General features: G+C 70.2%; 14 protein-coding genes and 1 tRNA gene. 10 read left to right on the forward strand and 5 right to left on the reverse strand.

Annotation, left to right across the window (positions count from 1 at the left end):
- Window positions 1-29 precede the first annotated feature (29 nt).
- Both FBY40_RS02450 and FBY40_RS02455 read right to left on the reverse strand, forming a co-directional pair.
- Window positions 30-701, reverse strand: a complete 672-nt coding sequence (locus FBY40_RS02450) for a response regulator (protein WP_141936154.1) — start codon at window positions 699-701, stop codon at window positions 30-32.
- Window positions 698-1,888 carry a sensor histidine kinase gene (locus FBY40_RS02455; RefSeq protein WP_141936155.1) on the reverse strand — a complete coding sequence of 397 codons (1,191 nt, stop codon included), beginning with the start codon at window positions 1,886-1,888 and terminating at the stop codon, window positions 698-700. The genes FBY40_RS02450 and FBY40_RS02455 overlap by 4 nt, the downstream gene beginning before the upstream one ends.
- A gap of 119 nt (window positions 1,889-2,007) precedes the next feature.
- On the opposite strand from FBY40_RS02455, the gene FBY40_RS02460 reads away from it, so the two are divergent.
- Genes FBY40_RS02460 through FBY40_RS02475 form a run of 4 tightly spaced genes read left to right on the forward strand, consistent with a single transcriptional unit; the run spans window position 2,008 to window position 6,981 of the window.
- On the forward strand, window positions 2,008-2,793 hold the full coding sequence (locus tag FBY40_RS02460; RefSeq protein ID WP_141936157.1) for a GAP family protein: 786 nt from the start codon (window positions 2,008-2,010) through the stop codon (window positions 2,791-2,793).
- A gap of 43 nt (window positions 2,794-2,836) precedes the next feature.
- Window positions 2,837-3,535: an HAD hydrolase-like protein gene (locus tag FBY40_RS02465; RefSeq protein ID WP_141936159.1), complete on the forward strand. Its 699-nt coding sequence runs from the start codon at window positions 2,837-2,839 to the stop codon at window positions 3,533-3,535.
- A 12-nt stretch (window positions 3,536-3,547) separates the two neighbouring features.
- On the forward strand, window positions 3,548-4,834 hold the full coding sequence (locus FBY40_RS02470; protein WP_141936161.1) for a hypothetical protein: 1,287 nt from the start codon (window positions 3,548-3,550) through the stop codon (window positions 4,832-4,834).
- A 29-nt stretch (window positions 4,835-4,863) separates the two neighbouring features.
- A complete protein-coding gene (locus tag FBY40_RS02475; RefSeq protein WP_141936162.1) occupies window positions 4,864-6,981 on the forward strand; it encodes a DUF2156 domain-containing protein in 2,118 nt (705 codons plus the stop codon).
- A 9-nt stretch (window positions 6,982-6,990) separates the two neighbouring features.
- Here FBY40_RS02475 and FBY40_RS02480 read toward each other — a convergent pair whose 3' ends face one another.
- On the reverse strand, window positions 6,991-7,197 hold the full coding sequence (locus FBY40_RS02480; RefSeq protein ID WP_124292030.1) for a cold-shock protein: 207 nt from the start codon (window positions 7,195-7,197) through the stop codon (window positions 6,991-6,993).
- Window positions 7,198-7,513: 316 nt separating this feature from the next.
- Between FBY40_RS02480 and FBY40_RS17635 the strand changes: the two genes are divergently transcribed.
- The 6 genes from FBY40_RS17635 (at window position 7,514) to FBY40_RS02510 (ending at window position 11,058) form a co-directional block, all read left to right on the forward strand.
- The gene (locus FBY40_RS17635; protein ID WP_160141333.1) at window positions 7,514-8,182 is read left to right on the forward strand and encodes a GntR family transcriptional regulator; all 669 of its coding nucleotides are present in this window, start codon (window positions 7,514-7,516) and stop codon (window positions 8,180-8,182) included.
- A 9-nt stretch (window positions 8,183-8,191) separates the two neighbouring features.
- Window positions 8,192-8,683: a GNAT family N-acetyltransferase gene (locus FBY40_RS02490; protein WP_141936165.1), complete on the forward strand. Its 492-nt coding sequence runs from the start codon at window positions 8,192-8,194 to the stop codon at window positions 8,681-8,683.
- Between the two features lie 143 nt (window positions 8,684-8,826).
- Window positions 8,827-9,159, forward strand: a complete 333-nt coding sequence (locus FBY40_RS02495) for a PadR family transcriptional regulator (protein ID WP_141936166.1) — start codon at window positions 8,827-8,829, stop codon at window positions 9,157-9,159.
- The gene (locus tag FBY40_RS02500) at window positions 9,156-9,521 is read left to right on the forward strand and encodes a DUF1048 domain-containing protein (RefSeq protein ID WP_327437027.1); all 366 of its coding nucleotides are present in this window, start codon (window positions 9,156-9,158) and stop codon (window positions 9,519-9,521) included. Before FBY40_RS02495 ends, FBY40_RS02500 begins: the two co-directional genes overlap by 4 nt.
- A complete protein-coding gene (locus FBY40_RS02505; protein ID WP_235014467.1) occupies window positions 9,518-10,300 on the forward strand; it encodes an ABC transporter ATP-binding protein in 783 nt (260 codons plus the stop codon). Before FBY40_RS02500 ends, FBY40_RS02505 begins: the two co-directional genes overlap by 4 nt.
- The gene (locus FBY40_RS02510) at window positions 10,297-11,058 is read left to right on the forward strand and encodes an ABC transporter permease (protein ID WP_141936171.1); all 762 of its coding nucleotides are present in this window, start codon (window positions 10,297-10,299) and stop codon (window positions 11,056-11,058) included. Before FBY40_RS02505 ends, FBY40_RS02510 begins: the two co-directional genes overlap by 4 nt.
- A 79-nt stretch (window positions 11,059-11,137) precedes the next feature.
- Here FBY40_RS02510 and fdhA read toward each other — a convergent pair whose 3' ends face one another.
- Together fdhA and FBY40_RS02520 are read right to left on the reverse strand one after the other, a co-directional pair.
- The gene (fdhA, locus tag FBY40_RS02515; RefSeq protein ID WP_141936172.1) at window positions 11,138-12,358 is read right to left on the reverse strand and encodes a formaldehyde dehydrogenase, glutathione-independent; all 1,221 of its coding nucleotides are present in this window, start codon (window positions 12,356-12,358) and stop codon (window positions 11,138-11,140) included.
- A gap of 187 nt (window positions 12,359-12,545) precedes the next feature.
- Window positions 12,546-12,629 (reverse strand) — tRNA-Leu (locus FBY40_RS02520).
- Window positions 12,630-12,718 lie beyond the last annotated feature (89 nt).

Raw genomic sequence — 12,718 nt, forward strand, 5'->3', positions numbered from 1 at the left:
CGGCTCTGTCCGGTCAGACCCTGCGTGGCTCAGCGTCGCGCCCGTACCAACGCTGCTGCGTGCGTGCGGCTGCGTGCACCGAGCTTGGCGAGCACATTGGACACGTGCGTCTTGACGGTGGTGAGCGAGATCCCGAGACGCAGGGCGATCTCCGCATTCGAGAGACCCTCGCCCAGCGCGGTGAGGACGTCGTGCTCTCGTTCGGTCAGTCCGGCCGACACCACCGCACTCGTCTGGCGGAGGCCTCCGCTCACAGCTTCATCGCCGTCTGCAGTGGGAGTCGCGCGCGGGAGCAGGCCGAGAGCGCGCCGGGTGACACGGGGGTCGAGCACACCGTCTCCCTGCGCCACCGCATGGACCGCCGCCACAAGGGATGCCGCGTCGACGGTCTTGAGCAAGAAGCCGACGGCGCCGGCGGTAAGCGCGCCCGCCACCAGCTCCTGCTCGTCGAAGCTCGTGAGAACGAGGACGTCGCCGCATCTCTCCGCGACGATCTGCCGCGTGGCTTCGACGCCGTCCATACCCGGCATTCGCAGGTCCATGAGAACGACGTCGGGTTTCAGTGCGCGGGCGTTGCGCACGGCAACGGCGCCGTCCGCTGCTTCTCCGACGACATCGATCCCGTGCGATTCGAGCATGATCCGAAGACCCTCGCGGATCGCGCCATGGTCGTCGACCAGAAGAACCCGGGGCGCCGTCATAGCGGCACTTCCCGTGGGAGGAGTGCTCGCACCGACCATCCCGATGTCGTCGGCCCGGCGTCGAGCGTCCCCTCGAGGGCTCGAACCCGCTCGCGGAGCAGCTCGAGCCCCCACCCACTGCCGGGAAGCTCGGGCGCGGTGATCGGTCCGCCGCCACGCGAGACCACCCGGACGTCGACCTCGCGGGTGTCGGCGGTCAGGAAGACGGTCGCCTCGCCGCCCGACGCGTGTCGCACGCAGTTGGCGAGCGCCTCCTGAACGATGCGGGCGGCAGCCTGATCCACCGCCGCCGGCAGCGGCTCGGTGATGCTGTCGCGAAGCGTCACGGTCAGGCCCGAGCGCTCGGCGTCACGCACCATGGCAGGAATCGTCGTGGTACCGGCGCTGATCACCAGGGGGGCGTCTCCGGTGCGCAGCACCGCGATCATCGATCGCAACGCGTCGTGCGCCCGCAGGCTCGAATCTCGAACCGCACGCAGCGCCGAAGCGTCCCGATCGGACTGGGCGGGGTCGCTCAGGGCCGCCTCGGCGCGGATGGCCACCGCCGACACGTGCCCGGCGACCAGGTCGTGGAGCTCGCGCGCCATGGCCTCCCGTTCGCGTTCGACGGCTTCGTGTCGATCTCGTACGGCCAGACGTTCGGCATCCTCGGCACGCTGACGGTGCAGCGCAACCAACTCCTGCGACTGGGCCGTTGACGTCCCCCACCAATACGCGACACCGAGCAGCCCTGCGGTTTGCATGGCCATGAGGATTGCCACGCGTGGTTCCCCCGTGCTCAGTCCCGCCCCGAGCGCCGAAGCCGCGGCGAAGACCAGGACGACGGCCAGGATGCGACGACGGATCCGGGCGGTCGCCCTCACGACCGCGGCGTACAGCAGGTCCAGCGTCACGATGACCGGCACGACGCCGCTGACCGTGAGCACGTCTCCGACGAGCAGCACACCGGCGAGCACCAGCCCAAGGAGAGGGGCGCGATCCCGGAGGAGCACGAGGGCTGCCGCGGGGAGTCCTGCGAGGAGGGTCCACCACGGGGACACAGGGTCGGAGAGGAGGGAAAGAGAGCTCCATAGGCCGGTGAATCCCACTGCTGCCCCGAGGAGGGCTCCCAGCGCATACCCGATGGCATCGACGGCAGGTCGACGGGCGCTGATCCGCTTCCGCCACGAGATGGTCGTCGCCGGCATGGACCCATGCAATCACGCAGGAGGGTCCGTGACCTCCGTCGAAAGGACGATGACCGACCGGACCGGAATCGTCCCTTCTGCCGATGCCTCACCCGGGTCGGGCGGTCGACGGTGGAACCATGGACCTCCTTCCCGGCGTGCCGCTGCCCCTGACCCTCCTCGCGCTCGCGCTCGTCGACTCCCTGAGCATCGGCACTCTGCTCATTCCGCTCTTCCTCCTCGTGGCACCCGGCAGAGTGAGAGCAAGCAGAGTGCTGGTCTACCTGTCGACGATCGCCGCGTTCTACTGCGCCGTCGGAGCGCTGGTCCTCCTGGGTGCCGTCAATCTCGCCGAGGTCGCGCAGGACGCGCTGGTCTCTCCTCCCGGGCGGTGGGGTCGGCTGATCATCGGAGTTGCGCTGGTGATCGTTGCTTTCGCAATACCGACCAAGACCGACGTCCGGGCGACGGTCACCGCAGCAACGGCGACTGCTGATGACGCGGCTTCAGCCGCGGATCACCCGTCGCCGGGTCCCGGACGACTCAGCCGATGGCGAGACCGCCTCCTGGATCCGACGACGCGAAAGCGCGGAGTCGTGGCAGTGGCGGCGGGGGCAGGCATCATCGAGGTGGCCACCATGCTCCCCTACCTGCTCGCCATCTCGGTCCTCGCGTCATCCGATCTCTCGTCCGTCGCGCAGGTGACGGCACTAGTCGGGTATTGCGTGATCATGATTCTCCCCGCGACCCTCCTCCTCTTTCTGCGCGTGCTGGCCCACCGGGTTCTGGAGCGCCCCCTCCAGCGGATGACCGCATGGCTGCAACGCACAGCGGCAGAGAACACGGCGTGGATCATCGGAATCGTGGGCTTCCTCATCGCGCGCGATGCGATCTCCGACCTCGGGGGCCTCGGCTTCCTGGGGTGACCGGCGGTCCGTGCGTGCTCCGCGGACTTGTAGCGTGGAGGTCATGTCGACGCGCTCACCCTGGACCTGCATCCTGTGGGACGTCGACGGCACCATCATCGACGCTTCCGTCGGCATCCTCCGCCGTCTCACCGTCACACTCGAGCACTTCGGCAAGCCCGCGCCCACGCGGGAGGAGCTGGCCCACTGGATCGGGCCGCCGATGTACGAGTCGTTCCAGGTGAATGTCGGCATGACACCCGCCGAGTCGACCGAGGCCGTGGCGTTCTACCGCACCCTCGGCAAGCAGGAGGGCTACACCACCGATGCGCGGCTCTTCCCCGGCGTCGCCGAGATCATCCGGGACGCCCACGCCGCCGGCATCCCGCAGGCGACCGCCAGCTCGAAGCCGGAAGTGCAGGTGGTCTCCCTCATGGACCACTTCGACCTCTCGCCCCTCTTCACCGCCATCGCCGGGGCGACCCCCGACGAGAAGACGCTGAGCGCGAAGTCCGACATCGTCGCCGAAGCCCTGCGCCGCCTCGAGACCGCCGGCGTCGACACCGACCGGCCCGTACTGATCGGTGACCGCCACCACGACATCGAGGGCGGCGCCGAGCACGAGGTGCCCGTGATCTTCGTGACCTGGGGATTCAGCTGGCCGCATGAGGCCGAGGGAGCGCAGGCCGTCGTCTCGGATGCGGCGCAGCTGCGAAGGCTCCTCCTCGTCTCGGACGACGACTCCACCGACGGCGACGGCTGAGCGAGGCGCCCGATGACCGAGCAGGCCGATGACCTCCTCCGCTGGGTGATCCCTGCCGCCGTCGTGTTCGGTGTGACAGCTCTCGCCGTCGTCGCCGGGCTCATCGCCTTGCGCCGCTCACGGCGCTCACCCAAGGCGCGTGCCGCCGCCGAGGCGGCGCGGAGCGACGCCGGTCGCGCCCTGGTGAGACTCGATGACGCGGTGGACGACCTCGACATCGAAGTGAGCCTCTCGGGAGCGCTCTACGGCGGCGACGCCCCGACGACGCTGCGCCGCGCGCGGATGAGCGCCCAGCACGTGCGCGACGACGGATTCGAGGAGTACCGGCGCCTGGCCGCGCGGCTCGAGAGCGGCGAAGAAGCGGCGCGGGTGCGGCGCGCCGCCGAGGCGATCACCCGACGCGTGGAGGCCGCCCTCCGCACGGTCGACGGCGCCCGCACCGCGCATGCCGCGTGGGTGACCGCGCACGTCTCGGCAGCCGACCAGGTTCGCTCGGCGCAGGCACGGCTGGTCGAGGTGCGGGCGGCGATGGGCGATCCCGAAGCCCTCATCGCACAGCTCGCCCGGTTCGACGAGCGTGAATGGAAGGATGCCGCGGCGGCAGCCCGAGCCGCCGTCACCGAAGCCGACGAGGCCGAGGAACGCCTCGCCGAGGCGTCGCGCTCAGCAGCCGACCCGACGCGCAACGCCCTCGCCGAACTCGCCGCGGGCGAGCGGGCGCTTCGGCGCGCCGAGGCCGATGCCCGGACGCTCGAGGAGACCTACCGCCTCATCACGCAGGCGTCGCAGGCGCTTGCGGACGAGTTCGATTCGGCGCGGGGTGCGCTCCGGGCCGCAACGGCGATCCGGGCCAAGCTCGAACCCGCCGATGCGGAGCGCCTCGGCGACGAGATCCGGGCCGTCGCATCCTCCCTCGACGGGCTCGAGCCAGGAGCGGCACGCCGCCCCACCCATACGATCAGCGAGATCGCGCGGCTGCGCGACCGCCTCGACCGGGCCCTCGGCGATGCGCGCACCGCGCAGCAGCGGCTCCGCGGGGCCCGCACCGCCCTGCCCGGCACCCTCGCCGCCGCGCGCAACGGGGTCGCCCTCGCCGAAGCGGCGATGGCGGGGGTGCGCACCGGCGCGGATGCGCGGGCACGCCTCATCTCTGCGCAGCGCGACCTCGCGGCTGCCCGGCAGGCTCAGGATCCGGTCGAGGCGCTCGACGCCGCCCGGCGCGCGCTCCGGCACGCCGAAGACGCGCAAGCGCTCGCACAGTACGCCGCGGGCAGCGGCGGCGCCATCGATCCCGCGTGAGACGGCGCGCCCTCGCTAGGGTGAGTGCCATGGCGGGGGCGGGCGACGAGGCGGGCGTGGTCACGACGAAGGATGCCGCGAGTGCGACGCCGCGCGCGCCGCATCCGGTCATCCGGGTCATCGGTCGAATCCCGGCGACGCTCACCCTGGTCGCCCTCATCCTCGCGGCCGGTGTGATCTGGCAGGGCCTGTGGCGTCCGTTCGAGGCCGCCGACCTGTACGACACCGTCGCCTACGGCCTTCCCGCGCTCCTGGAGGGGCGGTGGTGGACACCGATCACCGGCACGTTCTTCGTGAACCAGCCGTGGGTGTACGTCTTCACCATCGCCGGCTTCTGGGGCATGGCCCATCTGGAATACCATCGCGGCACGCGCGTCGCCCTGGCGTACTTCTGGATCGGCCAGCTCTTCGCCGTCTGCGCGACGGCGCTGCTGCTGTGGTGCGCAGCGCTTCTGCCGTGGGAGTGGGCGCAGACCGAGGCGGCCGCGCTGGATGTGGGCGCCTCGGGCGGCACCATGGCGTGCATCGCGGCGGCGGTCGGCCTCTTCCCGCCACCGTGGCGGGTGCGCGCCTGGCTCGTGCTGCTCGGCTTCGTCTTCGTCGCGCTGCTGTTCTGGGGCGCGCTCCCCGACCTCGAGCACGTCGTCGCCGTCGTGCTCATCCTCTTCGTCGACCGGTCGCTGCGCCTCCAGCGCATCACGGTGCGCGAGCAGAGACTTCTGGCCTTCGTGACGATCGTCGTGCTCGGCGTCATCCAGATCGCCCTCATCATCGTGCCGACCAACGGGCCGTTCGGTCCCACCGAACCGGTCTCGGGCGGCTTCTTCGACGTCGCCGTCGACACCGTCATCATCGCCGTCGTCGCCAACGGCCTGCGTCTCGGGCGCCGCTGGGCATGGGTGCTCGCCGTCGTCCTCGGCATCCTCAACGTGCTCGTCGGTGTGCTGATCCTGGTCGCGATCACCGTGAGCACCGAGGCCCAGGTCGAGGTCGTGATCGACGGCGAGACCGAGATCGGTCTCGTCTCGGCGGCGCTCTGGCTGATGCTCGTGATCTATCTCGTCTGGGTGCGCGCGGCGTTCCGCGCGAAGCCGCGCCGCGGGTTCGGCGTGACACCGCTGCCGACCGTGGCCGACGTGAAGCAGATGATCCGCGCCGACGGTGGCGGCACCCTGTCGTGGATGGCGACGTGGGAGGGCATGGCCTACGCCCGGACGACCGGGGGCGTCGTGCCCTACCAGCGGCACCTCGGCACGGCCATCGCCCTCGGCGATCCGCTCGGGCCGGAGGAGTCGCGGCCGGGCTCGGTGCGCGAGTTCGCCGATGCGGCCGAGCGCGCGGGACTCATCCCCTGCTTCTTCAGTGCCGGCGAAGCCACCCGCGCGGCGGTTCCCGACGGATGGCGGAGTCTCGTCGTCGCCGACGACACGATCGTCGACCTCCCCGGCCTGCAGTTCACGGGCAAGGCGTGGGGCGCGGTGCGCTCGTCGCTCAATCGCGCCGAGCGCGAGGGCATGACATTCCGGATGACCCGGCTCGGCGACGAGCCGTGGGGCGTTCAGGCGCAGCTGCGCGCGATCTCGGAGGCGTGGGTGGGCGACAAGGGCCTCCCCGAGATGCGGTTCACCCTGGGAACGCTCATCGAAGCGGCCGACCCCGAAGTGCGTCTGGCGTTGGCGCTGTCGCCCGCGGGCGACGTCGACGGCTTCCTCTCGTGGCTGCCCGTCTACGGCGCGGGCGGCGAGGTGCGCGGGTGGACGCTCGACCTCATGCGCCGCCGCGAAGGCGGCTTCGGCCCGGTGATGGAGTTCCTGATCGGATCATCCGCGCGGCACTTCGCCGACGAGGGCGCGGCCGTGCTCTCACTCTCGGGCGCGCCGCTCGCCCACGAGAACCCGGCCGACGCCGGGGTCATCGCCGACCTCACCGACCGCCTCGCGCAGATGCTCGAGCCGGTCTACGGGTTTCGGTCGCTGCACCGGTTCAAGCAGAAGTTCAACCCGCGCTACGAGACGATGTACCTGCTGTACCGCGATGAGGGCGACCTGTCGCGGATTGCGGCCGGCCTCACCCGTGCGTTCCTCCCCGACGCGACCCTCCGGCAATTCGCCGGCGCGGGCCTGGAGCTGGTTCGCGGGAAGGACTGAGCCCCTGCGTCAGACGGGACGGATGTTCTCGGCCTGCAGGCCCTTGGGACCCTGCGCCACCTCGAACTCGACGCGCTGGTTCTCCTCGAGGGAGCGGTAGCCGCTCGCCTGGATGGCCGAGTAGTGCGCGAACACGTCGGCGCTCCCGTCATCCGGTGCGATGAAGCCGAAGCCCTTCTCGGAGTTGAACCACTTGACCGTGCCCTGCGTGCTCATCTACTGCCTTCGTTCCACCCGCGAGCCCGGTGCCCGCGTGGCGTGACCCACGCTAACGAAGGCCGCCGCCCCGCCGGGAGATGGTGACACAAACGTTGCGAAACAAGACGACGATGGATGCCGCCCGGCGACGAGGCACCCGGTTCCATCGTCCGCCCGGGCCGAGCAGAGAGCTCGAGGCCCGGGCGTCGACGGATCCCCCCGGATGTGTCGCGGGCGCCGTCGCAGGGACGGCGCGTGGTCGCGACAATTCACACTGTACCGATATATCAGTGATGATGCGAGCAATGTGTCGGTTGAATACACTTGTGGCGCCATGGCCGACAATGACTTCGTTCCGCTGACGCCCCGCGAGGGCACGGCGCTCGGCGACGACGTCTATGCGGTCCTGGGCGAGGCCATTCTGCGCGGCACTCTGCGGCCGGGGGATCGGCTCCGCGATGTCGAGCTCGCCTCCCGCCTCGGCGTCTCTCGCACCCCGGTGCGGGAAGCGCTGCAGCGCCTGGAGCGACTCGGTCTCGTCGAGGTCGCCGCGAACAAATACACGCGGGTGAAAGAGCCGCACCCCGACGCCTACCCGCACACCACCGAGTTCATGACCTACATCGCCGGCGATGCGGCGATCCTCGGGTTGGCGCGCGCGACCCCCGACGAGCACGCCGACCTGATCGACGCCGTCGACGCCCTCATCGACTGCTCTGCGCGCGACGACGCTCTGGGGGTCCTCGGGGGCACGACGGCCTTCTATCAGCTGCTGATCCGGGCGACGGCGAACCACGTGTTCATCACCATCATGCGCGAGGCGGGGCTCGCCCTCCAGCGGAACCTCCAGGCGTGGACCCCGCCGGAAGAAGACATCGAGCTGCGTACCGCCCGCTACCGACGGCTGCGGGACGCCGTGGTCGCGCGAGACGGCCGCGCGGCCGAGCGCGTCCTCATGGAGCTGAACAACATCGCCTCGCCCGGCGGGGACGACCCTCGCTAGGTTGGCCTCGTGGGCCACATCGAACTGCGAGACCTCGACGACGACGACCTCGACGCGGTGTTCGAGATGATGCGCGACCCCGCGGCGGTCGAGCTCGCCGCCTTCACCGCCGACGATCCGGATGATCGCGCGGCCTTCGACCGGTGGATCGCCCGCATCCGGGGCGATGCCGACGTCACCTACCGCATCGTCACGGAAGACGGGGCCTTCGCCGGTGCCGTCGGGTCGTTCACCGTCGACGGCGATCGCGAGGTGACCTACTGGATCGCCCGCCACGCGTGGGGGAGGGGCGTGGCCACGCAGGCGCTGCGCCTCCTGGTCTCCCGCGAGCCCGTGCGTCCGCTGTTCGCGCGCGTGGCCGTCCACAATGAGGCCTCCCGCGCCGTTCTCACGCGGTGCGGCTTCACCGAGGTCTCCCGCACGACATCGTTCGCGCCCGGTGTCGGTCGCGACGTGGAAGAGGCCGTGTACACGCTGCTGCCCGTCCTCGACGGCAACTGACGCCGCCCCGCGGCATCCTCTTTCCCGCCCCGCCCGCCCCGGCCCGCGCGTTCGCCCCGTGCGTTCAGGGAGCTGTTGCGCTTTCAGTAGTCAGCGTTACTATATACTGGTACTCATCATCACTGAGTACTGAGGGAGGCGCCGTGGGAAAGCAGACGACCGAGATGCTGAAGGGCATCCTCGAGGGCATCGTGCTGGCGATTCTGGCCACGCGCCGCGCATACGGCTACGAGATCACCGCGTGGCTGCGAGACGAGGGCTTCACCGACATCGCCGAGGGCACCGTGTACGCGCTCCTGGTGCGCATCGAGCAGCGCGGTCTCGTCGATGTCGAGAAGGTGCCGTCGGAGAAGGGCCCGCCCCGCAAGGTCTACAGCCTCAACGCCGCCGGCCGCGACTCCCTCGATGAGTTCTGGAGGACCTGGAGCTTCCTCTCCGAACGACTGGAACAGCTCCGCGAAGGGGGATCATCATGACCAACTGGATCGAGTGGGTGACCGGATCGCTCGCCGACAAACGACGCTGGAAGGCGTACCGCGCGCGGGTCGAGGCGCTGCCGACCCCGTACCGCACGGCCGCCAAAGGCGTCGAGCGCTACCTGATGTACAACGGCGGCACCGACCAGGGCGAGCTGCTGCTGCAGATGTTCGACGACCTGGCCGAGCTCTTCGAGGGTGCTGCCGCCGATGGCACGCCGGTGCGCGAGATCGTCGGCGACGACCCCGTCGAATTCGTCGACGCCTTCAAGTCCAACTACGGGATCGGATCATGGATCACCAAGGAGCAGAAGCGTCTCGCCGCGGCCATCGAGCAGGCGGAGAGGGAGGAGACGTCGTGAGCGCCGCGCTCACCCACGACGTCCGGTCCGCGGTGCGGATCCGCGGGCTCGAGAAGGCCTTCGGTGACCTCTCGGTCCTGAGGGGCGTCGACCTCGACGTGCCGACGGGCTCGATCTACGCCCTGCTGGGCTCCAACGGCGCGGGCAAGACGACGGCGATCCGCATCCTCGCCACCCTGCTCCGCGCCGACGCCGGCACGGTCGAGATCCAGGGACAGGATGCCGCGGCCGAGCCTGCGCGCGTGCGCGAAGCCATCAGCCTCACCGGCCAGTTCGCCGCGGTGGATGAGGTGCTCACGGGACGCGAGAACCTCGTTCTCGTGGCCCGACTGCGCCACGTCGCCGACCCCGGAGACACGGCGGACAGACTGCTGGCGCGGTTCTCCCTGACGGAGGCCGGTGGTCGGCGCGTCGGGACGTACTCGGGCGGGATGCGTCGCCGGCTCGACATCGCGATGAGCCTCATCGGCGATCCGCCCGTGGTGCTGCTCGACGAACCGACCACCGGGTTGGACCCCCAGGCACGCATCGAGGTGTGGGATGCCGTGCGCGAGCTCGCCCGTGGCGGCACGACCATCCTCCTCACCACCCAGTACCTCGACGAGGCCGAGCAGCTGGCCGACCGCATCGCGATCCTCCACGAGGGCCGCATCATCGCCGAGGGCACCCTCGACGATCTCAAGCGGCGGTTCCCGCCCGCGCGCGTGGAGTACGTCGAGAAGCAGCCGACCCTCGAGGAGATCTTCCTCGCGATCGTCGGCGGGAAGGACACCCCGTGACCACGCACGTCGTCGGCGACACCGCCGCGCTGACCGGTCGATCACTGCGCCACATCCTGCGGAGCCCCGACACGATCGTCACCACCGCGGTGATGCCGATCGCCTTCCTGCTCCTGTTCGTCTTCGTCTTCGGCGGGGCCATCCAGACCGGAGGCGAGTCCTACGTGGACTATCTCCTTCCCGGCATCCTGCTCATCACCGTGGCGTCGGGCGTCGCCTACACGGCGTATCGGCTCTTCCTCGATCTGCAGGGCGGGATCTTCGAGCGTTTCCAGTCGATGCCCATCGCCCGGTCGTCGGTGCTGTGGGCGCACGTCCTCACCTCCGTCGTCGCGAACGCGGTGTCGCTGGCCGTCGTCGTGGGCGTGGCGCTCGTCATCGGGTTCCGGAGCCCGGCGAGCCTCGGGGCATGGCTCGCTGTCGGCGGCATCCTGCTCCTGTTCACCCTCGCACTCACCTGGCTCGCCGTGATCGCCGGACTCACGGCGAAGACCGTCGACGGCGCCAGCGCCTTCTCGTACCCGCTGATCTTCCTGCCGTTCCTGAGCTCGGCCTTCGTCCCGACCGACTCGATGCCCGGGCCGGTGCGGTGGTTCGCGGAGTATCAGCCGGTCACGTCGATCGTGAACGCGATGCGGACGCTGCTGGCGGGCGAGGTCCCGGGCCCCGACCTCTGGATCGCCCTCGTCTGGTGCGGAGGGATCCTCATCGTGGCCTACCTCGGTGCGGCGTTGGCGTACCGGCGCCGGTTCCGCTGAGCCGAGGCGCGACGTCGTCCTCGCGGGGCGCGCGTGCAGCCCCGCGAGGACGAGCACGCCCCGCGAGCACGGGGCGTCGTCACGCGGCCTTGATGTAGCCGTTCGGGTTCAGGACGTACTTGCGCGCGGCGCCCTGGTCGAACTCCTCGTAGCCGCGCGGGGCGTCGTCGAGCGAGATGGGCGTGGCCTTGACGGCCTTGGCGATCTGCACCTTGTCGTGGAGGATCGCCATCATCAGCTGCCGGTTGTACTTCATCACGGGGCACTGACCCGTCGTGAACGACAGCGACTTCGCCCACCCGAGGCCGAGTCGCAGCGACAGCGAGCCGACCTTCGCGGCCTCATCGATGCCGCCCGGGTCGCCCGTGACGTAGAGCCCGGGAATGCCGAGGGCACCGCCGGCGGCGGTGAGGTCCATCAGCGAGTTCAGCACCGTCGCCGGCGCCTCGTGGCTGGAGTCCGAGCCGTGTCCGCGCGCCTCGAACCCGACCGCATCGACCGCGCAGTCGACCTCGGGCACCCCGAGGATCTGCTCGATCTGGTCCTTCGGATCGCCCTTGGACACGTCCACGGTCTCGGCGCCGAACGAGCGTGCCTGCGCGAGGCGCTCTTCGTTCAGGTCGCCGACGATCACGACCGCCGCGCCCAGCAGCTGCGCGCCCACGGCCGCGGCGAGCCCGACAGGACCGGCGCCGGCGATGTAGACGGTGGAACCCGGCCGGACCCCGGCGGTGTACGCACCGTGGAACCCGGTCGGGAAGATGTCGGACAGCATCGTCAGGTCGAGGATCTTCTCCAGGGCCTGGTCGCGGTCGGGGAACTTCAGCAGATTCCAGTCGGCGTAGGGCACCAGCACGAACTCGGCCTGGCCGCCCACCCAGCCGCCCATGTCGACGTAGCCGTAGGCGCTGCCCGGTCGGTCGGGATTGACGTTGAGGCAGATGCCGGTCTTGCCCTCCTTGCAGTTGCGGCACCGGCCGCAGGCGATGTTGAAGGGGACCGAGACGATGTCCCCGACCTTGATGAATTCGACGTCGGGGCCCACCTCCACGACCTCGCCGGTGATCTCGTGCCCGAGGACGAGACCCTCGGGAGCGGTGGTGCGACCGCGCACCATGTGCTGGTCCGACCCGCAGATGTTCGTCGAGACCGTTTTGAGGATCGCGCCGTGGGGCACCTTCCGGCCGACGTTCGCCGGGTTCACGCCTGGACCGTCCTTGAGTTCGAACTCCGGGTAGGCGGTGTCGATCACCTCGACCACTCCGGGCCCTTTGTACGCGACAGCTCTGTTCGTTGACATCATCGTCCTCTCGTCGTGCGCGACACAGGGCGGCTGGCGCCCCGCATTTCCAGCATGACCCAGGGGCAGTTGCGGCTCTACGCCTTGACAGGATCGCGTACGCGTCGATCATGCACGGGTCGCAGTCGGGCCGCGCACGACGAAGCCCCCGACCGGGAATCCCAGGTCGGGGGCTGATTCGTCGCTGTGCGCGAGGGGGGAGTTGAACCCCCACGCCCTTTCGGGCACTGGCACCTGAAGCCAGCGCGTCTGCCTATTCCGCCACTCGCGCGAGCCGCGGATCATCGACCCGCGAAACTCAACTTCCCGAGGATATCACGCCTCCCGGGCGGCCTCCGGCGTCGCCGGTCGCCACGTGCG

It is taken from the genome of Microbacterium sp. SLBN-154 (assembly GCF_006715565.1).
GTDB lineage: Bacteria > Actinomycetota > Actinomycetes > Actinomycetales > Microbacteriaceae > Microbacterium.

What these genes read in the sequence shown, in the direction of transcription:
- FBY40_RS02475 (WP_141936162.1), top strand. Translation starts at nt 4,864, where the DNA reads ATGGCGGGGGCGGGCGACGAGGCGGGCGTGGTCACGACGAAGGATGCC.
- FBY40_RS02470 (WP_141936161.1), top strand. Translation starts at nt 3,548, where the DNA reads ATGACCGAGCAGGCCGATGACCTCCTCCGCTGGGTGATCCCTGCCGCC.
- FBY40_RS02500 (WP_327437027.1), top strand. Translation starts at nt 9,156, where the DNA reads ATGACCAACTGGATCGAGTGGGTGACCGGATCGCTCGCCGACAAACGA.
- FBY40_RS02460 (WP_141936157.1), top strand. Translation starts at nt 2,008, where the DNA reads ATGGACCTCCTTCCCGGCGTGCCGCTGCCCCTGACCCTCCTCGCGCTC.
- FBY40_RS02465 (WP_141936159.1), top strand. Translation starts at nt 2,837, where the DNA reads ATGTCGACGCGCTCACCCTGGACCTGCATCCTGTGGGACGTCGACGGC.
- FBY40_RS02450 (WP_141936154.1), bottom strand. Translation starts at nt 701, where the DNA reads ATGACGGCGCCCCGGGTTCTTCTGGTCGACGACCATGGCGCGATCCGC.
- FBY40_RS02480 (WP_124292030.1), bottom strand. Translation starts at nt 7,197, where the DNA reads ATGAGCACGCAGGGCACGGTCAAGTGGTTCAACTCCGAGAAGGGCTTC.
- FBY40_RS17635 (WP_160141333.1), top strand. Translation starts at nt 7,514, where the DNA reads ATGGCCGACAATGACTTCGTTCCGCTGACGCCCCGCGAGGGCACGGCG.
- fdhA (WP_141936172.1), bottom strand. Translation starts at nt 12,358, where the DNA reads ATGTCAACGAACAGAGCTGTCGCGTACAAAGGGCCCGGAGTGGTCGAG.
- FBY40_RS02455 (WP_141936155.1), bottom strand. Translation starts at nt 1,888, where the DNA reads ATGCCGGCGACGACCATCTCGTGGCGGAAGCGGATCAGCGCCCGTCGA.